The following is a 22,453-nucleotide window of genomic DNA, read 5'->3' on the forward strand; positions in this document are numbered from 1 at the left end:
GATACGACGCGGAAATCCCAGAGACCCGTGCGAGGCGATTTCAGCCGCTAGAGTCCGGTTCCACGGCGCCGGTCCCCCGGCGCCGTGCTCGACCACCACCCACGCGCGGGAGGACCCGAGTGGCCCGAATCGTCAGACCCGGACGAGGCTCGCCGCCGTCACAACGACGGCTCGCCCGGATGCTGTTGTTGCTCCTGCTCACTCTGGCCGCGGTTCTCCCGGGCATCGGCAGCGCGGTCGCACAGGAACCGACGGCACCGCCCGAACCCACCCCGACGACACCGGCCGACGAACCGGCCTCCGGCGTGCCCGTCGGGGGCAGCCTCAACAACGCCGGCGAACGACTCCCCGGAGTCACGGTGCGGGCACTGGACGCCTCCGGAAACCCGGTCGCGGAGACCACGTCCGGGGAAGGCGGCCGCTGGGAGCTGACCCTGCCGCCGGGCACCTACACCTTCGAGGTGGACACCGAGACGCTGCCGGAAGGGGTCAGCGTGCAGTCCACGGTGGAACGCGCCGTGGCGGCCGGACGGTCCAACGTGGTGATCTTCTCCTTCGGCGAGGCCCGGTCGGGCACCGGGGTCGACACCGGAGAGAAGCTGTTGCGCACCGTCGTCGACGGTCTGCGTTTCGGCCTGATCATCGCGATCGCCGGCGTCGGCCTGAGCCTGATCTTCGGCACCACCGGGCTGACGAACTTCGCCCACGGCGAATTGGTGACGCTCGGCGCCGTCGCCGCGTGGGTGTTCAACGTCAGCTTCGGCATCCAGCTCGTCCCCGCGACGATCCTGGCGGTGCTCGTCGGCATCGTCATCGGCCTGCTCAACAACGGATTGATCTGGGCACCTCTGCGCCGACGGCACACCGGCCTGATCGCCCAGCTCGTCGTGTCGATCGGTCTCGCGATCGCACTGCGCTACCTCATCCTCATCTTCTTCTCCGATCGCACCCAGGCGTTCGCCGACTACCAGGGGCAACGGCAGCTCGAATGGGGTCCCCTGGCGATCACCCCGGTCAACCTCGCGTGCATCGTCATCAGCCTCGTGGTCCTCGTCGGGGTCGCGCTGCTGCTGCAGCGCACCCGGATCGGCAAGGCGATGCGCGCGGTCGCGGACAACCGGGATCTGGCCGCCTCCTCCGGCATCGACGTCGAACGGGTCGTGCGATTCGTCTGGGGGCTCGGCGGCGCTCTCGCCGCGCTCGGCGGTGTGCTCTACGGGCTGTCCGAACTCGGCGGTCGCGTGCAGTGGGAGATGGGCTTCAAACTGCTGCTGCTGATGTTCGCCGGGATCACCCTCGGCGGACTCGGCACGGCCTACGGTGCGCTGGTCGGATGCGTGATCGTCGGTCTCGTCGTCCAGCTGTCGACCCTGGTGATCAGCCCGGACCTGAAATACATCGGTGGCCTGCTGATCCTCATCGTGATCCTGGTGATCCGACCGCAGGGCATTCTCGGCAGCAGAGCAAGGATCGGGTGAGCCATGGACATCCTCGCCGCACTCCAGATTTCGTTCGCCCAGCTCATCGGGCCGTCCGCGATCTTCTACGCCCTGCTCGCGATCGGACTCAACCTGCACTTCGGCTACGCCGGCCTGCTGAACTTCGGCCAGATCGGGTTCGCCCTGCTCGGCGGCTACGGCGTCGGCATCATGACGATCACCTACGACCAGCCGCTGTGGCTCGGCATCCTCGTCGGTCTCGGTGCCGCCGCGCTGCTCGCCCTGATACTCGGTGTCCCGACGCTGCGACTGCGCGCCGACTATCTTGCCATCGTCACGATCGCGGCCTCCGAGATCCTGCGCCTGGTGTTCCGGTCCACCGCATCGGATCCGGTCACCGGCTCCACCAACGGCCTCTACGGATTCGCCGGGCCGTTCACCGAGTCGAGCCCGTTCGATTCCGGCCGCCAGTACTCCATCCTCGGGATGCGCTTCTACGGTGACGACCTGTGGGCGATGGTCATCGGCTGGACCCTCGTCCTGCTGCTGTGCGGGTTCGTGTACCTCCTCACGCACAGCCCGTGGGGCCGGGTCCTCAAAGCGGTCCGGGAAGACGAGGACGCGGCGCGGTCGCTCGGCAAGAACGTGTTCGTCTACAAGATGCAGGCCCTCGTGCTCGGCGGTGTCATCGGCGGCTTGGGCGGTGTCTTCAATGCCCTGCAGACCAAGTCGATCAATCCGGACTTCTATTCGACGGCGCAGACGTTCTTCGCGTTCGGCGCGCTGATCCTCGGCGGTGCCGCCACGGTGTTCGGTCCGGTCCTGGGCGCCATGCTGTTCTGGTTCCTGCTCGCCATCCCCGACGCACTGCTGCGGCAGGCCATCTCCGGCCCGGATCCGCTGCTGCCGCTCACCGAGCAGCAGGTCGGCGCGATGCGATTCGTCCTGCTCGGCGTGCTCATCGCGGTGATGATGGTGTTCCGGCCGCAGGGCATCCTGGGAAACAAGAGGGAGGTGCAGCTCGATGCGTGACGTCGCCGATCGATCGCCACTCGACGCGGCCACCCGCGCCGCGCTGTTCGCCTCGATACCGCAGGAACCCGGGGTGGCCAAACCCGATCCGGTGCTGGTCGTGGACGGTGTCTCCCGCACGTTCGGCGGACTCAAGGCCGTCGACGTCGCGCACCTCGAGATCCAGCGCGGGTGCATCACCGGCCTGATCGGACCCAACGGCGCCGGCAAGACCACCCTGTTCAACCTGCTCACCGGCTTCGACCGCGCGGACACCGGCACCTGGAGCATGAACGGCGTCGACCTCGGCCGGATGAATCCGCATCGCGTCGCCCGGCGCGGCATGGTGCGCACCTTCCAGCTGACCAAGGCGCTGTCGAAGATGACCGTCCTCGACAACGTGCGCCTCGGCGCGACCGGGCAACGCGGCGAACGGATCGCCGGGGCGCTGCTGCCGTGGACCTGGAAGGCGCAGGAACGCGAGATCACCGAACGCGCACACGAACTGCTGGCCCGCTTCTCGCTCGACGCCAAGGCCGACGACCTGGCCGGGTCGCTGTCCGGCGGTCAGCGCAAACTGCTCGAGATGGCGCGGGCACTGATGACCGACCCGGAAGTGGTCATGCTCGACGAGCCGATGGCCGGTGTGAACCCGGCGCTCACCCAGAGCCTGCTCGGCCACATCAAGTCCCTCCGCGACGACGGGATGACGGTGGTGTTCGTCGAACACGACATGGACGTCATCCGGGAGGTCTCCGACTGGGTCGTGGTGATGGCGCAGGGTTCGGTGATCGCCGAAGCGCCACCGGAAGCGTTGTCGGGCAACAGCGTCGTGGTCGACGCCTACCTGGGCAGCCACCACGATCAGGCACTCGAATTCGACGACGAGGGCAACCCGGTCGGTGCGACCGCGGTGCTCGCCGAGGCACTCGAGGAAGCCGTCGTCGCGACCCTCGAGACGGGCGGCGACCTGTCCGAACCGGACGCGGCGGTTCTCGCCGACATGCCCGACGCCCCCGACTCCGGCACCGAGGAGAAGCGGCCGTGACCGAGAACCCTTCCCCCACAACACCCCAGGCCGGGATGACCGCCGCCGAACTGGCCGCGACACCCGAGGAACATGCCCGGCTCGCCGAAGGCGCGCTGCTGCGGGCCGACGACCTCGTCGCCGGATACTTCCCGGGCGTGGACATCCTGCGGGGCTGCAACTTCTTCCTGCGCGAGGGCGAGATCGTCGGCATCATCGGCCCGAACGGAGCCGGTAAATCGACACTGCTCAAGGCACTGTTCGGACTGATCCCGGTCCGGCAGGGCGACGTCGTGCTGCGCGGCGAGTCGATCGCCGCCGCGCCCGCGCACGTACTCGTCCGCAAAGGACTGGGGTACGTGCCGCAGACCCGCAACGTCTTCCCGTCGCTCACCATCGAGGAGAACCTCGAGATGGGAATCTACTTGCGGCCCAAGCAGTTCACTGAACGATTCGCGTTCGTCGCCGAGCTGTTCCCGCTGCTCGCCGAGCGCCGGAAGATCAAGGCCGGCGCGCTGTCCGGCGGCGAGCGGCAGATGGTCGCGATGGGACGGGCACTGATGATGGATCCGTCGGTGCTGCTGCTCGACGAGCCGTCGGCGGGCCTGTCCCCCATGTTCCAGGACGAGGTGTTCATCCGCTGCAAGAAGATCAACGCGGCCGGCGTCTCGATCATCATGGTCGAGCAGAATGCGCGGCGGTGCCTGCAGATCTGCGACCGCGGTTACGTCCTCGACCAGGGACGCAATGCCTACACGGACACCGGTACCAATCTCATGCACGACCCGAAGGTCATCGAACTCTACCTGGGCACGCTGGCGGGCAGCCAGGAGAAGAAGCGGCCCTGAGCCGCGGGGTGTCGGCAACGACGCGGGGCCGGGAATCGTCCGATTCCCGGCCCCGGTCGTGTGCGGTCGCTATGATTCGCCGACCACGATGAACCCTTCGGTGGTGAGCGTGTTGTCCGGACCGAACAGCAGATTGCCGTAGGACCCGATACCCGGCTCGCCGGCGTCGACGAAGCTCAGCTCACCGGTGATGCCGTCGTAGTCGATGTTCTCTCCGTTCCGCAGGAGGTCCAGGCACTGCTGGTAGCTCGTGCACTTGGTGCCGTCCTTGGTCACGTCGTTGATGTTCGCGGCGATGTCGACACCGGCCGTCGACTTGGCCTGTTCGGCGGCGAGCGCCGAGATCACCACGGCGTCATAGGATTCGCCCGCGTAGTTGTAATCGATCAGACCGGGATCGACCACCTTGAGCCGGGCCTGGAACTCCGGGCCGACGTCGGTGAGCGGGGTGGTGCCGCGCATGCCGGCCAGCAGGCCGGGGGCGATGTTCTCGCCGAGCGCGTTACCCATGTTGCCGTCCACGCCGTACACGTGCATGCCGTCGGACGGGCCGATGCCCACCTCGTGCATGCGGGTGATGATCTTCGCGGACTCCTCGAAACCGATGAGCGCCACCGCATCCGGCGCGAAGTCGCGGATCTGGTCGACCTCGGCGTTGAACGACTGCGCGTTCGGGTCGTAGATGATCTTCTGGATCTGATCCTCGGGGATCCCGGCCTCGACGAGGTTGTCGACGGTGTTCGCGGCCAGGCCCGTCCCGTACGGATCGTTGAGGGCGATCACCGACACCCGCTGCGCGCCGTCCTCGGCGATGAGCTGGGACAGCGCCTGGGCCTGCAGCACGTCGGTGGGGGCGGTCCGGAAGTACATGCCCTTGTCCGGATAGCAGACGAACTGGTCGGAGGTGTTCGCCGGCGAGAACATCACGACGCCCGCACTGACGATCTTGTCGAGCACCTTCAGCGACACCGACGACGAGGCCGCGCCCACGATCACCTGCGTGCCCGCGGCCAATTCGCGGTCGACGGTGGCGTTCGCGGTGTCCGTGGTGGTGTCCCCGGAGTCGCCGGTGACCAGTTCGACCGGCTGGCCGAGCACGCCGCCGGCGGCGTTGACGTCGTCGACTCCGAGCCGGGTGCCCGCGACCATCGGGGGTCCGAGGAACGACAGGCTGCCCGTCTCCGGCAGCAGTGTGCCGATCCGGAGCGGCGTGGTCACGGGTGTCGCGCCGGCGGTCGCCTGGTCGGGCTCGCAGTCGGTGGTTACCGTGGTCGTGCCGTTCGACGTGCCCTCGGCACTGTCCGAGGAGGAATCGCTGTCCGAACTGCAACCGGCGAGCGCCAGGGACGCCGCCCCCAAGAGCGCAGCGGCACGGACGAGGGTCCGTTTTGCCATCCAACTCTCCTTCTGTCGACCTCAACGCATTCCGGTGGATTCACCGGATGGTGGCTCGAAACATAACCGTCGGAGGAGCGCGGCGAACCGCGCCGAAATCGTTGTGATCCGACCGTTATACAGAGGGAGGAAGAATTGACGCGGCCGTAACGACCGACGGCGTGGACTCAGCCCTCGGTCTCGGCCCCGAGCGTGTCGATGACGACCTGAGCGACCTGCTTCATCGTGGTCCGGCGGTCCATCGCCGCGCGCTGGATCCACCGGAACGCCTCCGGCTCGGTCATCGCGTGCTTCTCCATCAGCATGCCCTTGGCACGGTCGACGAGCTTGCGGACCTCGAATCGTTCGCTCAGTCCGGCGATCTCCTTCTCGAGTTCGCGGATTTCGGCGAAACGGCTGGCAGCCACCTCGATCGCGGGAACCAGATCCGACTTCGAGAACGGCTTGACCAGATAGGCCATCGCGCCGGCGTCGCGGGCACGCTCGACGAGCTCGCGCTGACTGAACGCTGTGAGAATCACCACGGGGGCGATCCGGCGCTCGGCGATCTCGGATGCGGCGTCGATTCCGTCGCGGCGCGGCATCTTCACGTCCATGATGACCAGGTCCGGCTTCAGCTCGGCTGCGAGCTCGACGGCGCGCTGCCCGTCACCGGCCTCCCCGACGACGTCGTAACCCTCTTCGCGCAGCATCTCGACAAGATCGAGCCTGATCAGCGCCTCGTCCTCGGCGACCACGACCCGGCGGGGCGTGGTGGAGTTCTCGTGCGGGGCGGCTGTCATCGTCGGCCTTCTCCTCATCGCTCGCGTCGTTCGGGCCGCCTCCGGGATTGAAGGCGATCGATAGAAGGGTACCGGTGTTTGACCGTTCCGCCCGATCCCTTACAGTGGTCTCCGCACGACGCCCCCGTATCCCAATTGGCAGAGGAAACGGATTCAAAACCCGTCCAGTGTGAGTTCGAGTCTCACCGGGGGCACAACCACTGAACTGTGAGGGGTTCACTCCCTCAGCCCCTTCGGCAGCCGTTCCGCACCGAGCGTGCAGCAAACGGCCGGTGGACGCGATCAGATCTCCTCCTGCAACTCGGCAGGGATCTGCGGCGGATCCGGCAGATCCCCATGCGGAGCATGATGCCGCAGAAACAACGTCAACGCCGTGATGTGCGCGAGCAGATCACGGATGAGCCGCACCGACAATCTGACTGCATTCGCCCCGCTTCGGCCTGCTGTTCAGGCGCATCGACCCGATCACCGCGACGACCGTGCTACCGACGGCGTTGGGATGCTCCGGCGATCGATCCCATCACTCGCCGGTCGGAGACTGGACGCTCCGCTGCACGAACGACATACCGGCCGTGATTGCCGCTCTCAGCACGGCTCCGTCGACGAGCTTTCATGACTCCCACGACGTCGGATCGATCGCGCCGGTACCGAGGAGCCGTGCGACGGTGGTGACACCGTGACGAGGACCGTGGCGACACCGCCCAGTAGCAGGGTGCGGGTGGCCCGGTCCTTCACGCGTCCTGCCAGATCGGCACCGGCCGGACTGTCGTTGACGAGCGTGCCATGGATGCTGTCGACGGCACGGATCGCGAACTGCGGGGCCTGCGCTACGGCCTCGTCGCGGCACTCAGCGTGGTCGTGCAGCTCCGCGACTGCGCGCCCTGTAGCCGGCCTCGATCTCGAGCGCCGTCGACCGCCGGGTGACTTTGCTCGGGAAGCACCGACCGCACTCCTTTGCCCAGCGTGCTCGAGCATCTTCTTCGCACGCAGCAGGTCCCCCACCCACTCAGTCTCCATTCCTGATTCGATTCCTGTTTCGACGCAGCACGGGCCGTGTTTTGGTTCCCAGCCATGCGCACGGAATGTACGACAACGCGCACGTGAGTGATCTTCCTGGTGTGGCACGTGCGAGGTATGCGAAAAATGTGAAGAAGTGGCAGTGGGTGGCGGGCGGATTTGTCTTCCTTGTAGTCGTGGGTAGCTGCATGGGCAACGACGACAAGACGGACGGTCGAGCCGAGACGGCGACCGCACAGGTCGATCTGGATACCGCACCAATCCTCGCCGGCACTGTGACCGAGGTTGACTCACCGCATGTGAGCATCGACGTCGGCAGCCGCTACCCCATCAAGATTCTGCTCGCACATACCGGCCAAGGAACCTGCTCCGGCATGTCGGATGCGTACGGAAAGCGACTCGTCGCAGCGCTTCCGATCGGATCCGAGGTCACTCTCGTGCGCACTCCCGAGGATGCGGGTTCAACCAAGATGGGCGACAAATCCTTCGTCCACCTCGCGACGGCTGGCCCCTCAGCAAGCGCAATAGCGGGTCCGAGTGTCAACGAACTGGTTATCGCCTCCGGAGATGGGGTGTTCTTGCCTTCGCTCGATCATCAACGGGATGCGGCACCGATCGATGAGCAGCTGCCCGCGCTACTTCCGCAGGTGTCGGCTGTGGCCGAGCCGTACGTCGATGCGATGGTGGCGGCGGAGATCAAGGCGTAAGAAGAACGCCGATGCGGTCTCGGGATGTGCCGGACCGAGCAAGAACAGCGAAACCAAGAGCTCGAGGACTACAAGCGTTGAGCACTATGGCGACAACCTGACGTTGGGTACCGCTGACGATTCTGACATCGACGTCGATATAGACGCACCAAACGTGAACCTGCCGAACGTCGGCGGTGGGGGCGGAATCTGCAGTCGATCGCGATGGTGCTGATTGTTTCGCTCGAAGCATCCAGCTGCCTGGGGAAAGACGATGACGATATGGAGTGACACACGATCTGTCGTGAGCTCGCTCCCGCTGCGTCGAGCGCTAGGTCCGGCGAAGGATTCGCCCGGCACGGGAGCGGTGTCCACGTCGTCATGCGCGCTGCGCGTGCTCAATGTTGAGATCGCCGCCGCGCCGGGCGGACTTTCGGTGATCGAGCGACACGCAACGGGCGGCGATTGACTGCTCTTACAGGCCGATGCCTCACGCCCTGATCTGCTTGGCCGGCGAACTCGGTGGCGAGAGCGCGTGGATCAACCCGCGACACATCTATGAGCAGGTCGCGGATGCCGCCGATGACACCGCACTCACTGCGGACGGCGACCCCGTGGCCCGCATCGCCGCCAGATGCTCCAACTGCTTGCGATGCGCCTCATCCAACCGGTCAGGTTGATCGCCTGGTACACCTCGTCGCCTCGAACTCCGTCCGAACAGTCGCTTCGCTGCCGGTACTCGTCGGCGTTCCAATGCCGCATTCCGCACAATAGGACCCGGACGCGGGTGTGGAGTGGCATTCCACGGCGGCCGCTGCTGCGCTGGACTTTGTGCGGATGCCGACGCGTTTGAGCATGGCTCGGCCGGACTTCGGCAGATTCCGAAGGGCGTCGCCGATCGCCAGGTGCGAGCAGCCGTATTCGCGGGCCTCGCGGTGGCGCAGTTCGCGCGGGCGCGCCCTTCGATTGCACAGGTGCCTCGAGCGAACACGGACCACAAGCGGGGAAATGACAGCGCCTAACATTCAGCGCGGTAAGGCAGCCAAAGTGGATTGATCAAGTCCACGCAGGAATCTCTGCAGCCTATTGGCACACGATTCGAGTAGTGCGGTACGCGGGACATGCCTGCATCGGCAGCGCACACTCGACAACAGATGAATTTGCAAAGGACCAATTTTGGGGAGGTCGGATGTGCATCTCCTGGACTGCATACAGGAACGAGTTCGCGTCCTGGTCACTGGACATAGTCCGTAAGGATGCGAAAGAAGCCGAGATCGCGGTCGAGGACATCGACCGATTCGTCTCGCATCCGCAGGAGTCGAACAATTTGGAGCAGGAACTCGCACGGGTATGGCGGGACCGTGCGTCGTGGCCGGATCACGCTGGACTGCAGGCGTACTACCTCTACATGCGGTGCCTGAAATCATGGGAGTTCAGTATCGACCACGAGCCGATCGAGGATCTGATTGACGCTGGACAGACCGCGTGGGAGAACACCCCCCGCTCGATGCCGGGCCGACACTCGATCGATGTTCTTATGCAGCACATTCAGACGTTAAAGGTTTGCATGATGGTTGAAAACGGCCTGCTGTGCTCCTGCCCGTCCGAAATGGCAACGCAGGCACGAAGAGTCGTCTCTCAATCGCGGGAACAGCTCGTCAGTCTCACTCCGATCGAGGATCCCAACTCATTCAGCGCATTAGTAGAACACGTTCTAAAGGTGCACATCTGCTATTTCGGCGCCCTGTCGGAGATGGCGAATTCCCTCATCTGCGTGCTGAGTAAGTGTCCGATGGCAATAGCCGCACTGACTCACACAATCCAGCGCCTCTCGAGCACTGAACGCGCCCCTCTCCTCACGAACAGTCTGTATGCCCCACCGTTGCGAGCACACCGTCGCCTCCTCGATGCCTACCACAAGCGACTACAGGATCCAGACTCACCCGAACTCAAATTTCTGGAAGCACGCGTGACGTATGTGTACCCCTTCACACTCGAGGGATGCGGAGATCCAAGGGGGGCTCCACACTGCGCCGAGGCCGCTGAAGGTTTGAAGGCTGGAGACCTCGCTCGCAAGTTGTGGGGCAAAAACCATAGCAGTAACGAACTGGAGAACGAGAGGAAAGATCCCGTCAGAGCGCTGGATGCAGTTGATATGGCACTTACGGACATCTGGTCGCTAAGTGATCCCGATTCCCGACACGGCACCGTGGTGAAGATGCCGGGTGTAGAAGTCACCACCACCGCACCTGACCCGAAACAACCCGGGCGCTTCGTCAAGCTGCCCCAATTCGACGTCGAGATCTGGTTGGCGAGATTCGGAAATCATCACGTACGGATACAGACCCCTGTCACGGCGCTGTCACTTCACGAGCTGAATCAGGCGCTGCGCCGCGGTTCGCAATGGATGGGTCCGGAAGTGATCCGTGGCGGAGACCCCGGCTACTCCGGATTGGCCAATTTCGTGACCGATTTAGTGGAAGTACTCGCTAAGCAGCTTGGCGCTGAGCTCAAACGTGAGTGCCGAGGCGACTGCCACCAGCCTGAACCACGTGTGCGTGCCCACATGAATATTGACGCCGACTACCATGCCATTGTCGAGGTCCGGGCGGCATCGGTACCTGCGGACGGCGGCGAGAAACCAGCGACCAGCGACGATATCCGGAAGCTTGCCGGATCCTTGCTGTTCCAGCCGATCGAGCGCCTGCCCATCACGCTCGAGGAATGGATCTGCAACCGCACCCCCCAGAATGTGCCGAACTTGCTCGGAGAAAGCCGCTTCGACCATGATTTCGCAAGCAGGTCCACGAACACGACGGTGCTGTTCCTGCCTCAGGCACCAAGCTGGGGATATCTGAGTCTTATGGAGATGGCCGAGTACACCGCGACACTGCCCGCACTATTGCGGATGTGGAAACGAGCACTCGACCAAAAACACCACACAGCACTAAACCAACTCACCGCGTGGAAAGAGCCGGGGTCACGCACGAGTAGCCGTCGAGACGATGCCAAGCTCGACAAGATCCGGCTGGATCTGAGCGAGTTCATCGCACGTGTCCGAGCACGACACACCCTACTCAATTCGACCCACCTGGTGCATTCTGATGCACACCGAACGTTCCTCGACAACCTGATGAGCAAGGCGGACATGCGCCGGTTGATGGCGGAACTCGACGGTCAGATTCAGCAGACCGACCAACTCTACGCATACATGGTGGAGTACGAGAGAACCCTCGAGGAGAAGCGCCGGCGCCGCTTCGAGATGGTGGTCGAGGTCATTCTGGCATTCGTTGCCGTGTTCTCACTGGCCGGAATGTTCTCTTATATCCACAGCCTGAGGGTCGGGGGCGACTACGTCGTGGGGATGAACAGCGACGAGTGGGGCGAGTTGTGGGTCTTCGCTGGTATCTGCGCTGTGGCGCTCATCATTGTGATTGTGGCGTTCTTCGTCTGGCGAAGGAGATAGGCCTGTGGACATCCGATTATGTAACGCATGCGAAATCGAAGACGCCCAGCTGGCAGCGTTGTATGACCGTGTGCTCGCTTGGTCGTTTCCGCGCCCAGAGCTGATCACCCGCGCGGAGTTCCTTGACGCCGCAACTGATCCTGATAGCGATACGCATGTGTTGGTCGCGCTCGATCCCGCGGATGAGGTCGTTGGCGGAATCGTTGGCGAATGGTTCGCTGAGTGCCGGGTGCTGCTCGTCTCGTACGTTGCGGTTGCGCCAGGATTGCGTGGCGACGGCATCGGCCGCCGCCTAATCACCGAATCGCTGGCTCAATGGTGGAGTTTACTTGAACCCTTACTGATCCTCGGTGAGGTTGAGGACCCCCGTATCCACCCAGCGACAGAGTACGGCGATCCGGTAGCACGGCTGCGGCTGTACGACAGGCTGGGTGCTCTGATTCTGCCGTTGCCGTACTTTCAACCCGCAATCCACGAAGACTCCGATCGCGTGCGAGACCTGTTCCTGATGGTTTTCGCGGCAGACGCCTCCTACTGGTCGAGCGGCAACGTGGAGGCGTCAGTCGTTCTCAGCTTCCTCGAGCAGAATCTTCTGGCATGTGAGGGACACATCAACCCTAACGACGAGGAGATCCGCGCGCTGAGGGCAGCGGTCGACCGAACAGGCCGGATTCCGATGCTCGATCCGCAGCAGTATCTGGCGTGACAAGCAGCGCGTCCATGCTGTTCGGACCGAGCATGACCAAGAACACCCACGTTCCACATCCCGACGAGTAGTCGACCAGTGCAGTCCCTGCAACCCAACTCGGCCGCTCCCAACTGAACGGCATTTTCCTCCGACACGACTACCCGAAACCGGGACGAATCGACCTGCACCCGCTAGGAAGGGAAGGTTGGTATTCGGATTTCGACGACGCGGAAGGAAGAGCTTCATATGGGGAGACGAACGATCCAACGCACGGGTGCGTCGATCCTGGCTGCCGCCGGCGTGGCCGCTGCACTGACGATCGGAGGGGGCGGTGTCGCCAATGCGGCGACGTCGACGACGATGACATGCGGAAGCGCGAACCCGCTGCCGTGGGCTCCGCCGTTCACCTGGACGATCACGGCCGGTTCCGGGGAGTCGCTGCCGCCGAACGGGAATGCGCTCGTTCCGTCACTGCTGCTCAGCGGCGGCAACGAACTGCCGGCGCCGCCTCCGGGACTGTTCCCGAGCATCGGGCCCAACTGGTACGGCACGCAGGTCATCGTCGACTGGCACAACAACACCACCGGGGAATCCGGGCGCTCGGTCAGTGAGCAGACCGCCTGGCAGCAGAAGCCCGGCATTCCGATCAACCGGACGTTCACGGGAGTCGGGAACGTGGACTTCACGGTCACCACGCAGACCGGCGGCGGTTGGTGGTTCCTCAACACGCAGAATGCGGTGTGCAGGGGCAACATCGACATCGTGCCCGGTCGCTGATCCGGACGATCCTCGCGGGCGGGACCACATCGCGTGGTCTCGCCCGCGAGCCGTCTCCGCTCCACATAGGGTGGGTCGTACACGGTGACCGAACCATCGGAAGGTGACGACGATAGTGGATCTGGTGATCGCGCGTAATCCCGATCCGGGTTCGAGCCTGCCGTTTCTGCTGCGTCTTCCGCTCGAGGGCGGGCTCGTGTTCCGTACATCCGATACGTGGCCGCGCACCAAAGCGCTGTTCTGCTATCCGGTTCCTGCCGGGGAGTGGCCCGAGGATCCCGATGTGGTCGAGCGCGTGGGTGTGCGGTCGTGCGTACGACGCGGCGCCGCAATCGATCTCGTCGTCGACAGGAGCCGCGAGAACCGCTCCCAGGTCGTGTTCACCAAGGCGCGGGGCCGCGACATGGTGTTCTGGCAGTCGCCGCGCACCCGCAAACAGGCTCGTCCCCAGGTGCGCACCCCCACCGCCCGCGCCGCAGGCCTCGCAGATCTGACCATCGTCGTCGATTCGCACGAGCGCTACGCGTACAAGTTCTCCGGTCAGCAGGTCACGACCGTGACCCGGCCGCTGACGTGCGGCGACTACGGTCTCGTCTCCGACGACCGGCTCGTGGCCTCGGTGGAGCGCAAATCCTTGTCGGATCTGGTGTCGAGTCTCACCAACGGCAAACTTCGGTTCGCGATGGCCGAACTCGCTGCTCTATCACGTGCCGCGGTGGTCGTCGAGGACCGCTATTCGGCGGTGTTCAAGGTCGGGTGGGTTCGGCCCGCCCTGGTCGCCGACGGTCTCGCCGAGCTGCAGGTCCGCTATCCGAATGTGCCGATCGTGTTCTGCGAGACCCGCGCGCTCGCCGAGGAATGGACGTACCGCTTTCTCGCGGCCGCGCACCAATGGGCAGAGGACGACATCGTCGCGCGCGAGCGCATCGTCCCGGATACACACAAGCCCGAAACGACCGTTGCCGATCCCGCTCCGACCTCGGCAGATCCCGCCACCGCACAGGTACGCGCGTGGGCGCGCGCCGTCGGCATGGATGTGCCGGAGCGAGGAAAGTTGCGGCCCGAGGTGTGGGCGGCGTGGCGCGACGCGCACCCCGCGCCGGACGACGCCTGAACGGCACTTGCTGGGGTTGATGTGGGCGGAAATGGCGGTTGGCGTACCGAAATATCGGTACGCCAACCGTCACTCAGGTCGCCTCTCAACGGCGCAGTTCCACCACCGAACCCATCCGGCTCAGCTTGTGCGGATTGCTGATCCCGAAGATGCGGGTGATTCGTCCGCCCTCGACCGCGACAGCACCGACGACGGTCGCCCCGGCGGCGTCGATGCGCAAGCCGGGCATCGCGTTGACGTCCACGCGGGTCACGGTGAATCCAGGGATATTCGCGAAGCGCACCAGCAGCGACGCCAGGACCTCCGCCCCCACGATTGGTTTCCGCGCCGCTCGGACGATCCCGCCGCCGTCGGCGATCGCAACGACATCCGGGGCAAGGACCTCGAGCAGGCCCTGCAGATCGCCGGTGGATACTGCGGTCAGGAATTTCTCGACGACCACGGCCTGCTCGTCCGGGTCCACCTGCATCCGGGGACGCCGCGCGGTGACGTGCTCCCGGGCTCGGTGCGCGATCTGCCGGACCGCCGCCGGACTCTTGTCGACCGCCCGGGCAATTTCGTCGTACGGGGTGTCGAAGACCTCGCGCAGCACGAACACGGCGCGTTCGACGGGGGCGAGCGTCTCGAGCACGGTGAGCATCGCGATCGAGACGCTCTCGGCAAGTTCGACGTCTGCCTCGGCGTCGGGACCGGTCAGGAGCGGCTCGGGAAGCCATTCGCCGATGTACTCCTCGCGACGGCGCGTCGCCGCCCGCAGATGGTTGAGCGAGAGTCTGGTGACGATCCGAACCAGGTAGGCCCGGGCGTCCAGCACCTCCGATCTGTCGACACCGGCCCACTTCATCCAGGTCTCCTGGACGACGTCCTCGGCGTCGGCGGCGGAGCCGAGCATCTCGTAGGCCACCGTGAACAACAGGCTGCGGTGGGTGACGAACGGGTCGTCGGTCATGCGCTGCCCGACCGGGTGGCGGACCGAGTGGCGAGAGGTTCGAGACCGCAGCTCGACGCGTACTCCTGCGATTCGATACCGAACGCGACGTTGGACCTGGTCGCGGTATTCGCCAGCGCGATGTACATGGTCAGTTCGACGAGCGCCTCGGCTCCCAGGGCGTCGAGCAACCGTGCCGACAGTTCGTCGCTCACGGTCGGCGGCGTCCGGGTCATCGCCTCGGCGTAGTCCATGATGTCACGCTCGAGCGGTGAGAACACATCGGATTCGCGCCAGCGGGGCACCTCACGCACCTTCGCCACGTCGAGTCCCTTGTTGCGGGATTCGAAGTAGCCGTAGTCGAGACAGAAGCCGCATCCGACGAGGCTCGCCACGGCCATGTGCGCGAACGACTTCAGATTCGCGTCGCAGCGATCCCATTTCTGCGCCTTGCGGCCCATGCCGACGCTGAAGTTCATCACCTTCCGGTTGTTCCACAGGACGCCGACGCCGTCGGGCACGTCACCGAGCATTCTCCGCGTCATTCGCGTCACGAGTGCGCCGTAGAGTCCGGTCAGCTCTGCCTTGGGGATTCTGGTTTCGCCGGTCATGGTGAGCTCCTCGGGTGTCGGTTCAGGGACACCATGTAGACACCGGCCGCGCCCCGCCTGTGACAGCCCGGGATCAGATCATGACCTCCGCAAGGAGAACGCACGTGAGGGTGACGATCGCGACGACGAGACCGACGAGCAGCGATTCGGTGAGGACACCCGCCGGCACACCGGCGACGAGCGCCGCACTCCCGACGGTTCCGGCCATGTAGCGGACGCGTGAGTCCTGCCGCTCGAGCGGCTGCACATGATCTCGAGCAGTGGTCATAAGGCCTGCTTTCGACGCTGAACTATCATCGGCGACCGCCCACCCGGCCCTCCGCGGCACCCCCGGCGCGCCGCACACAGCACTCGGACCGTGAACGTTCCAGATTGCCGAATCCTCTGTGCTGCTTACAGAGTCGGCGTCCACACCGAGCGCTCCCCCTCGCGCGAACCGGTGAACCCTGAGGGCGAGGCTGCGCGAATACGACGATCTTATCCTCTGTGACATACATCTCGCAATGGAATTGTGATCTCCGACAGCGATCCGAGGGCTTTGGTCCTCGACAAGAGACCCATTCGCAACCCGAAATCCGTTACTGTGCCTAAATAGTCACCGCACGCGATCGGTGACGGCCCACCGTCCGCCGCCGCGGAGTTCGAGGATCCGGTCGTGGAATCCGTCGAGCGTGCTCCGGTGACCGACACTCACGATCACCGCCTCGGGAAGCGCTTCCCGCAAGGTGCGATAGAGCGAGTTCTCGAGTCCTTCGTCGACGGCCGCGGTCGCTTCGTCGAGGAACACGATCGCCGGTTCTGCGAGCAGAATCCGCGCGAATCCGAGGCGCTGCTGCTCCCCCGGCGACAGGATGCGGGTCCAGTCCGCAGGCTCGTCCAGCCGGTCGACGAGGTTCCCGAGTTGGACTCGTTCCAGAACCCGGCGCAGTGCGGCGTCGTCCCTGCCGGTCTCGGCAGTATCGGCCGGGTCCGGATAGGTGAGTGCGTCGCGCAGCGTCCCGAGCGGCATGTACGGCTGCTGGGACAGGAACAGCGCGTCACCGGCAGGGCGACCGACCGCGCCGTGCGCGTGCGGCCACAGCCCCGCGACCGTGCGCAGCAGGGTGGTCTTCCCGCTGCCCGACGCACCCCGCACCAGCAGCGCCTCGCCCGGCTCGACGTTGAGCGACAGGTCCGTGACGAGTGGTTCCCCGGCGGGGGTGGTGACGGACAAGCCGCTCACGTCCAGACGCTCCCCCTGCTCGGTCGCGGCGAGCGTGGGCAGCTTCCCGGCTCGGTCGGTCGTGTCGAGCAAGCCGGTGAGACGGATCGTGGTGGCCCGGAACGCCGCGAAGTCGTCGTAGGACTCCCGGAAGAACGACAGCGAATCGTGTACCTGCCCGAAGGCGTTGGACGTCTGCATCACGTCGCCGAGGGTGATCTGGCCGGCGAACAGCCGAGGCCCCTGGACGAGGAACGGGAAGATCACCGAGAGCTGATTGACGGCGAGGTTGAAACCGTTGAACTTCAGGGTCCGGAACACCAGTCGCCACCAGTTCCGGATGACCGCTGCGAATTTCGTGAGCAGGCCACCGCGTTCGACGGGCTCTCCGCGGTAGAACGCGATGGACTCGCCGTACTCGCGCACCCGGACCAGTGCGTAGCGGTAGGTCGCGCCGAGTTTCTCGTTGAGGAAGTTCAGCCGGATGAGCGGCCGGCCGATCCAGAACGCGACCGCGGTGGTGACCAGCACGTAGATGAACACGAGAAAGACCATCAGGCGCGGAATTTCGACGCCGAAGAGCGTCATCGGACCGGACAGGTCCCAGAGGATGCCGGTGAAGCTCACGATCGACAGCACCGCGTTGACCGCCCCCATCGACAGGACACGGGTCGTGGTGACGAAATCCGTGATGTCGACCTGGATCCGCTGATCGGGGTTGTCGACCGGGTCGTAGACGAAGCGCTCCCGATAGTAGGCCCCGGAATCGAGCCACCGATCCACGAGCCGTTCGTTCAGGTGGGTGCGCCAGCTGATGTCGAGGGTCTGGCCGACGAGATAGACGACGAGGGCGCGCAGCACGTGCACCGTGGCGAGGACCGCGAAGATCCGCATGAATCGCCAGAACGCCGGTTCGTCGAGATTCTGGATCGCGGTGTAGAAGTCGTTGTACCAGTACGAGAACAACACGTTCATCCGCACCGCGAAGACCGTCAGCAACAGCACCAGCGCGGCCAGTCCGAGACCGGTCATTCCGGTGCGGGGATCGAAGTACGACGCGGCGATGCGCCACCATTGGCGTCCCCAGCGAGTGAAGCGCACCAACGCTGCGATCACGGCAACGGACACGACGAGCGTGATGACGAAGGCCTTCACCGTCCACAAGGCGCTGTCGACGACGACCGTTGACCACTCCACCATTTCCGGACCCCCGTTTCATCGACGATCGCCGGGTTCCGGACAAGGATCACCCGCGTCGGCGGGCGGACATGCGGAAATGGGGAATTCTTCGGGAAGGAGTCCGGATCAGCCGATGCCGCGCTGCCGCCGCCGCCACTGCACGGCCGCGGACAACACGCGGATACCGGCGGCGATGAGGATCAGGTTGGCGATCATCTGCACCGAAACCACGACCCGTGCCGGTTGGCTCACGGCGGCGATGTCACCGAATCCGACGGTCGCGAACACGGTCAGGCAGAAGTAGAGGGCGTCGATCCGGGTCAGTGGCTCGTCGAAGCTGCCGGCGCTCACCACCGACATCCGGAAGTACACCGTCGCGAACAGCATGAGGTAGAACGCGACCACGGTCGTGAGCGCCTCGATCGCCTGCGCCCCGGGATATTCGGAGGCCATGATCCGGTGGAGCTGCCACCAGCCCAGGGCGACGACCACGAGAAGCCCTGCGGCAATCGCCACCGCGGCGGACAGGTCGCCGACGTGGTCGAGGGGCACGACGAAGTAGACGACCAGCAGCCCCACCGTGGTCAGTGACGGACGAGCCAGGGCGTAGAAGACGATCCGCCGCCGGTCCCGTCGCGACAGCGGTTCGGGTCGACCGGAAGCGTCGTCCGGCGGGCTCGGCGACCCTGCGGCTTCGACCATGGCGTCACCTGATTTCCGCGACCGTGGGTGACCAGCAACGCAACGGATTCAGGGTAGGCGACCGACCGGCACCGGGCAGCGATGTCGGGGAAACCGCTGCGAGGGAGTTCGTCGTCGATGATCGACCGGACCGGACGCCGCGCCGCCCCCGGAAATCGACCTGTTCGCGCATGGCGGACGATAGCGTCGACACACGTGAAACGAGTAAAGGAGCGGAACCCGTGGTGACGCAGAAGCGTGAGGTGTGGTCGGGGCGGTCGGTGTTCATCATGGCGGCGATCGGCTCGGCCGTCGGCCTGGGAAACATCTGGCGGTTCCCCTATGTCGCCTACGAGAACGGTGGCGGCGCGTTCCTGATCCCGTATCTGGTGGCGCTGCTCACCGCGGGTATCCCCCTGCTGTTCGTCGACTACGCGATGGGCCACAAGTTCCGGGGTTCCCCGCCGCTGGCGTTCCGTCGCCTGGCCCGCGGCAGCGAGTTCATCGGCTGGTGGCAGGTGTTCGTGTGTTTCGTCATCGGCGTCTACTACGCGGTGATCGTGGCCTGGGCGGCGTGCTACACCTTCTTTTCGCTCTCCGAGGCATGGGGTGACGATCCCGAGAGCTTCTTCCTGAACGACTTCCTGCACATGAACTCCGACGCCACGTTCGGCCTCGATTTCGTGCCGGGTGTCTCGTGGCCCCTGCTGCTGGTGTGGGTGGCCGTGCTCGGGGTGCTCGCCCTCGGGGTGCAGCGCGGCATCGGAAACGCCAACCGCATCTTCGTGCCGCTGCTGGTCGTCCTGTTCGGCACCCTCGTGATCCGGGCCCTGTTCCTCGACGGTGCGGTCGAGGGGCTGAACGCCTTCTTCACCCCGAACTGGGACGCGCTGACCGACACGGGCGTCTGGATCGCGGCCTACGCGCAGATCTTCTTCTCCCTGTCGGTGGCTTTCGGCATCATGCTCACCTACTCGTCGTACCTGAAGAAGCACACCAATCTGACCGGCTCGGGTCTCGTCGTGGGTTTCTCCAATTCGAGCTTCGAGGTGCTCGCCGGTATCGGCGTGTTCTCGGCCCTCGGCTTCATGGCGCAGGCACAGGGCGTGCAGGTGAGCGAGGTCGTGTCGGGAGGTATCGGTCTCGCGTTCATCGCGTTCCCGGCGATCGTGTCGCAGATGCCGGGCGGACCGCTGTTCGGCGTGCTGTTCTTCGCGTCCCTCGTGTTCGCCGGATTCACCTCGATGATCAGCATCATCCAGGTGACGCTGTCGGCATTCGAGGACAAGACCGGCCTCGGGAGGGTACCGGCGGTCCTGATCATCGGCGGTTTCTCGGCGATCGTGTCGCTGCTCCTGTTCCCGACGACCACCGGGTTGAACACGCTCGACGTCGTCGACAGGTTCGCGAATCAGTTCGGCATCGTCGGGGTGGCGTTCGTGGCGGTCGTCGTCATCGCGTGGGTGCTGCGTCGCCTGCCCGAGCTGCGCGACCATCTGAACTCGGTGTCGTCGTTCCACGTCGGGACGGTTTGGCAGGTCTTCGTCGGGGTGATCACCCCGATCGTGCTCGGTTACATGCTCTTCAGCGAGATTCGCGACCGTATCCGGGAGGGATACGGCGGGTTGCCGGACAGTCTCGTGACGACGTTCGGCTGGGGGGTGCAGGCCGCGGTCCTCGTGCTGGCGATCGTGATGTCGTTCGTGCCCTGGCGTCGTGACGTCGACCTCGGTTACGAGGAGGACGAGAATCGGCCCGACTCCGTAACCGTGTCGATCGACAAGACCGATTCCCGCGAGGGAACCGAGCCGGGAGGAAACCTGTGAACACCTCGGCGATCGTGATGATGATCCTCGCCCTGGCCACCCTGTGGGGCGGGTTGATCACGAGCGTGCTCCACCTGCGGAAGCACCCCGACGAACCGAAGTGACCACCGTCCCTCGTGCGCGGTTTCGGTAGCCACCGCTACGGAAACCGCGCACGAGGGGCAGCGGTAGGTCAACTCTTCTGGGGCAGCGAACGCGCGAACTCGACCCCTCGGGTGACCCACGCGCGCAGGTCGGCATCGTCCTCGACGGAGGATGCAGTCACGCGGACCCAGCCGGTCATCTCGCGCTCCCCCATCATCGCCGGGTGGGCGGAGTCGTGGTCGACGAGTCGGTCGTGCAGGTCGGATCCGACCCGCACGAGCAGCCCGCCTTCACCGCTGACCGCGAGGGCCATGTTGCCGTCCACCATGAAGGACAGCCCGCCGAACATTCTGCGTTCGGTCACGGCCGGTCCCGGTTCGATGAGGTCCCGGATCCTGTCCGCCAACTCCTCGTCGTATGCCATGGGTCACAGTGTGGACCCGCGCACCGACATCCGCGGCGCGGAGCGAGGACGTCCCCGCCGTGCGGGAGGCAGCGCCGGCGTCACCCACGCAGAGCGGGCGAGTTCAGCAGGTCCGCGTGATACCGCTCGGTCACATTCGGATGGGCGCGCAGCCGGGACTTGAGCGCGTTGAGGCCGTACACCGAATGCAGGGTTCCGCCGTGTTCGTCGGTGCCGACGCCGCGGGCGTTCGCGGCGAGTTCGGGCGGCAGCGGGACGGTCGGCAGTTCCTTGTCGAGCCCGGGGTTGAGGAAGAACGGCAGCGAGATCCGGTCGGTGCCGGGTTCCGGCGGCAACACCCGGTGGGCGGTGGCCTCGAGGTAACCGCCGGTGGCCAGTTCGAGCAGTTCCCCGATGTTGACGATGAAGCAACCCGGCTGCGGAGCCACGTCGATCCAGGTGCCGTCGCGGTCGACCTGGAATCCGGTGCTGCCCGGTTCCGGATACAGCAGGGTGAGGACCCCGACGTCCTTGTGGCTGCCGACGCCCTGCCCGGTGACCGACCGGTCGTGACCGGGATACCGGACGATCTTGAGCAGCGGATCGGGATCGGCGAAGGCGTCGGCGAAGAAGTCGGCGGGGGCGCCGAGGGATTCCGCCCAGGCGCGCAGCAGGACGATCCCGACGGCCTGCGCCTGTTCGACCCACCGCAGCGCGAGCTCCCGCAGCTCGGGGAGCTGTGCCGGCCACAGGTTCGGACCGTGCAGCACCTCCCACGGCTTCGCGGGATCGATCTCGGTGACGGCCGCGCGTTCGGGCCCGATGTCGATCTGCTCGCGCCAGTCGACGTAGCCCTGGGTGCGTTCCCCGCCGATGCGGGTGTAGCCGCGGAACTGCGGCGAATTCGAGTTCTCGATCTCGAGTTTCGCGGCGTCGGGCAACGCGAAGAACGCGCGGGCCGCGGCGATGAGGTCTGCGGCGAGCGCCGGATCGATACCGTGGCCGGCCAGGTGGAAGAACCCGATCTCGTGGGTCACCGTGCGGAGCCGGGTGAGCAGATCCGCGCGGGCCTCGGCTCCGCGGTCGAGATCCGCGAGGTCGATCACGGGCAGCGTGGTGGTCGCCGACATGACGTTGATTCCTTTCCGGAAGCCGCAAGAGCGCGCGACCCCGATTCGAGCAACAGCACGCGAACTCGGGACATTCCGCGGGACGGGACGGTCACGACTCCACGGTGTCGGGGCGGCGAGGTGTCGCGACGGCCGCCGCGATCGCCGCCACGGCGATCGT

The 22,453-nt window shown here is 65.4% G+C and carries 21 protein-coding genes and 1 tRNA gene; 12 read left to right on the forward strand and 10 right to left on the reverse strand.

The features are described 5' to 3' along the window. Positions 1-179 precede the first annotated feature (179 nt). The 4 genes from ACN675_RS08780 to ACN675_RS08795 are packed head-to-tail and all read left to right on the forward strand — an operon-like array spanning position 180 to position 4,325. Complete coding sequence (locus ACN675_RS08780) at positions 180-1,478, forward strand: ABC transporter permease subunit (RefSeq protein WP_420750482.1); 1,299 nt, start codon at positions 180-182, stop codon at positions 1,476-1,478. Between the two features lie 3 nt (positions 1,479-1,481). Further along, positions 1,482-2,471: a branched-chain amino acid ABC transporter permease gene (locus ACN675_RS08785; RefSeq protein WP_420750483.1), complete on the forward strand. Its 990-nt coding sequence runs from the start codon at positions 1,482-1,484 to the stop codon at positions 2,469-2,471. After that, complete coding sequence (locus ACN675_RS08790; protein ID WP_420750484.1) at positions 2,464-3,498, forward strand: ABC transporter ATP-binding protein; 1,035 nt, start codon at positions 2,464-2,466, stop codon at positions 3,496-3,498. Before ACN675_RS08785 ends, ACN675_RS08790 begins: the two co-directional genes overlap by 8 nt. A 35-nt stretch (positions 3,499-3,533) precedes the next feature. Then, positions 3,534-4,325, forward strand: a complete 792-nt coding sequence (locus ACN675_RS08795) for an ABC transporter ATP-binding protein (RefSeq protein WP_420750501.1) — start codon at positions 3,534-3,536, stop codon at positions 4,323-4,325. A 69-nt stretch (positions 4,326-4,394) separates the two neighbouring features. Here ACN675_RS08795 and ACN675_RS08800 read toward each other — a convergent pair whose 3' ends face one another. Then, entirely contained in the window at positions 4,395-5,720 is a 1,326-nt protein-coding gene (locus ACN675_RS08800; protein WP_420750485.1) for an ABC transporter substrate-binding protein, read from the reverse strand. A gap of 167 nt (positions 5,721-5,887) precedes the next feature. Continuing rightward, positions 5,888-6,502: an ANTAR domain-containing response regulator gene (locus ACN675_RS08805; RefSeq protein ID WP_420750486.1), complete on the reverse strand. Its 615-nt coding sequence runs from the start codon at positions 6,500-6,502 to the stop codon at positions 5,888-5,890. 120 nt (positions 6,503-6,622) lie between these two features. On the opposite strand from ACN675_RS08805, the gene ACN675_RS08810 reads away from it, so the two are divergent. After that, a tRNA-Leu gene (locus ACN675_RS08810) sits at positions 6,623-6,696 on the forward strand. A gap of 88 nt (positions 6,697-6,784) precedes the next feature. Here ACN675_RS08810 and ACN675_RS08815 read toward each other — a convergent pair. Beyond that, positions 6,785-6,910, reverse strand: coding sequence for a hypothetical protein (locus tag ACN675_RS08815; protein ID WP_420750487.1), 126 nt, complete (start codon positions 6,908-6,910; stop codon positions 6,785-6,787). 674 nt (positions 6,911-7,584) lie between these two features. Between ACN675_RS08815 and ACN675_RS08820 the strand changes: the two genes are divergently transcribed. From ACN675_RS08820 to ACN675_RS08840, 5 genes are all read left to right on the forward strand, one after another. Then, entirely contained in the window at positions 7,585-8,226 is a 642-nt protein-coding gene (locus ACN675_RS08820) for a hypothetical protein (RefSeq protein WP_420750488.1), read from the forward strand. Between the two features lie 1,168 nt (positions 8,227-9,394). Continuing rightward, complete coding sequence (locus ACN675_RS08825) at positions 9,395-11,671, forward strand: hypothetical protein (RefSeq protein WP_420750489.1); 2,277 nt, start codon at positions 9,395-9,397, stop codon at positions 11,669-11,671. 4 nt (positions 11,672-11,675) lie between these two features. Beyond that, positions 11,676-12,377 carry a GNAT family N-acetyltransferase gene (locus tag ACN675_RS08830; RefSeq protein WP_420750490.1) on the forward strand — a complete coding sequence of 234 codons (702 nt, stop codon included), beginning with the start codon at positions 11,676-11,678 and terminating at the stop codon, positions 12,375-12,377. A 228-nt stretch (positions 12,378-12,605) separates the two neighbouring features. Then, positions 12,606-13,136, forward strand: a complete 531-nt coding sequence (locus ACN675_RS08835) for a hypothetical protein (RefSeq protein ID WP_420750491.1) — start codon at positions 12,606-12,608, stop codon at positions 13,134-13,136. 112 nt (positions 13,137-13,248) lie between these two features. Next, positions 13,249-14,250 carry an ERCC4 domain-containing protein gene (locus ACN675_RS08840; protein WP_420750502.1) on the forward strand — a complete coding sequence of 334 codons (1,002 nt, stop codon included), beginning with the start codon at positions 13,249-13,251 and terminating at the stop codon, positions 14,248-14,250. 85 nt (positions 14,251-14,335) lie between these two features. Here ACN675_RS08840 and ACN675_RS08845 read toward each other — a convergent pair whose 3' ends face one another. From ACN675_RS08845 to ACN675_RS08865, 5 genes are all read right to left on the reverse strand, one after another. After that, positions 14,336-15,199 carry an RNA polymerase sigma-70 factor gene (locus ACN675_RS08845; RefSeq protein WP_420750492.1) on the reverse strand — a complete coding sequence of 288 codons (864 nt, stop codon included), beginning with the start codon at positions 15,197-15,199 and terminating at the stop codon, positions 14,336-14,338. Next, positions 15,196-15,789 (reverse strand): carboxymuconolactone decarboxylase family protein, encoded by a 594-nt coding sequence (locus ACN675_RS08850; protein ID WP_420750493.1) that lies wholly within the window; start codon positions 15,787-15,789, stop codon positions 15,196-15,198. Before ACN675_RS08850 ends, ACN675_RS08845 begins: the two co-directional genes overlap by 4 nt. A 73-nt stretch (positions 15,790-15,862) precedes the next feature. Next, complete coding sequence (locus ACN675_RS08855) at positions 15,863-16,057, reverse strand: hypothetical protein (protein ID WP_420750494.1); 195 nt, start codon at positions 16,055-16,057, stop codon at positions 15,863-15,865. Positions 16,058-16,384: 327 nt separating this feature from the next. Continuing rightward, positions 16,385-18,187: an ABC transporter ATP-binding protein/permease gene (locus ACN675_RS08860; RefSeq protein ID WP_420750503.1), complete on the reverse strand. Its 1,803-nt coding sequence runs from the start codon at positions 18,185-18,187 to the stop codon at positions 16,385-16,387. 108 nt (positions 18,188-18,295) lie between these two features. Next, the gene (locus ACN675_RS08865; RefSeq protein ID WP_420750495.1) at positions 18,296-18,871 is read right to left on the reverse strand and encodes a potassium channel family protein; all 576 of its coding nucleotides are present in this window, start codon (positions 18,869-18,871) and stop codon (positions 18,296-18,298) included. 170 nt (positions 18,872-19,041) lie between these two features. Here ACN675_RS08865 and ACN675_RS08870 point away from each other — a divergent pair, with 170 nt between their 5' ends. Together ACN675_RS08870 and ACN675_RS08875 are read left to right on the forward strand one after the other, a co-directional pair. Further along, the gene (locus ACN675_RS08870; RefSeq protein WP_420750496.1) at positions 19,042-20,676 is read left to right on the forward strand and encodes a sodium-dependent transporter; all 1,635 of its coding nucleotides are present in this window, start codon (positions 19,042-19,044) and stop codon (positions 20,674-20,676) included. Then, the gene (locus tag ACN675_RS08875; RefSeq protein ID WP_420750497.1) at positions 20,673-20,780 is read left to right on the forward strand and encodes a methionine/alanine import family NSS transporter small subunit; all 108 of its coding nucleotides are present in this window, start codon (positions 20,673-20,675) and stop codon (positions 20,778-20,780) included. The genes ACN675_RS08870 and ACN675_RS08875 overlap by 4 nt, the downstream gene beginning before the upstream one ends. A gap of 68 nt (positions 20,781-20,848) precedes the next feature. On the opposite strand, the gene ACN675_RS08880 is transcribed toward ACN675_RS08875, so the two are convergent. Both ACN675_RS08880 and ACN675_RS08885 read right to left on the reverse strand, forming a co-directional pair. Next, positions 20,849-21,184 (reverse strand): TfoX/Sxy family protein, encoded by a 336-nt coding sequence (locus tag ACN675_RS08880; RefSeq protein WP_420750498.1) that lies wholly within the window; start codon positions 21,182-21,184, stop codon positions 20,849-20,851. 80 nt (positions 21,185-21,264) lie between these two features. Continuing rightward, positions 21,265-22,293 carry an isopenicillin N synthase family dioxygenase gene (locus ACN675_RS08885; RefSeq protein WP_420750499.1) on the reverse strand — a complete coding sequence of 343 codons (1,029 nt, stop codon included), beginning with the start codon at positions 22,291-22,293 and terminating at the stop codon, positions 21,265-21,267. Positions 22,294-22,453: the final 160 nt, after the last annotated feature.

Source organism: Rhodococcus sp. O3 (assembly GCF_048897285.1).
Lineage (GTDB): Bacteria > Actinomycetota > Actinomycetes > Mycobacteriales > Mycobacteriaceae > Rhodococcus.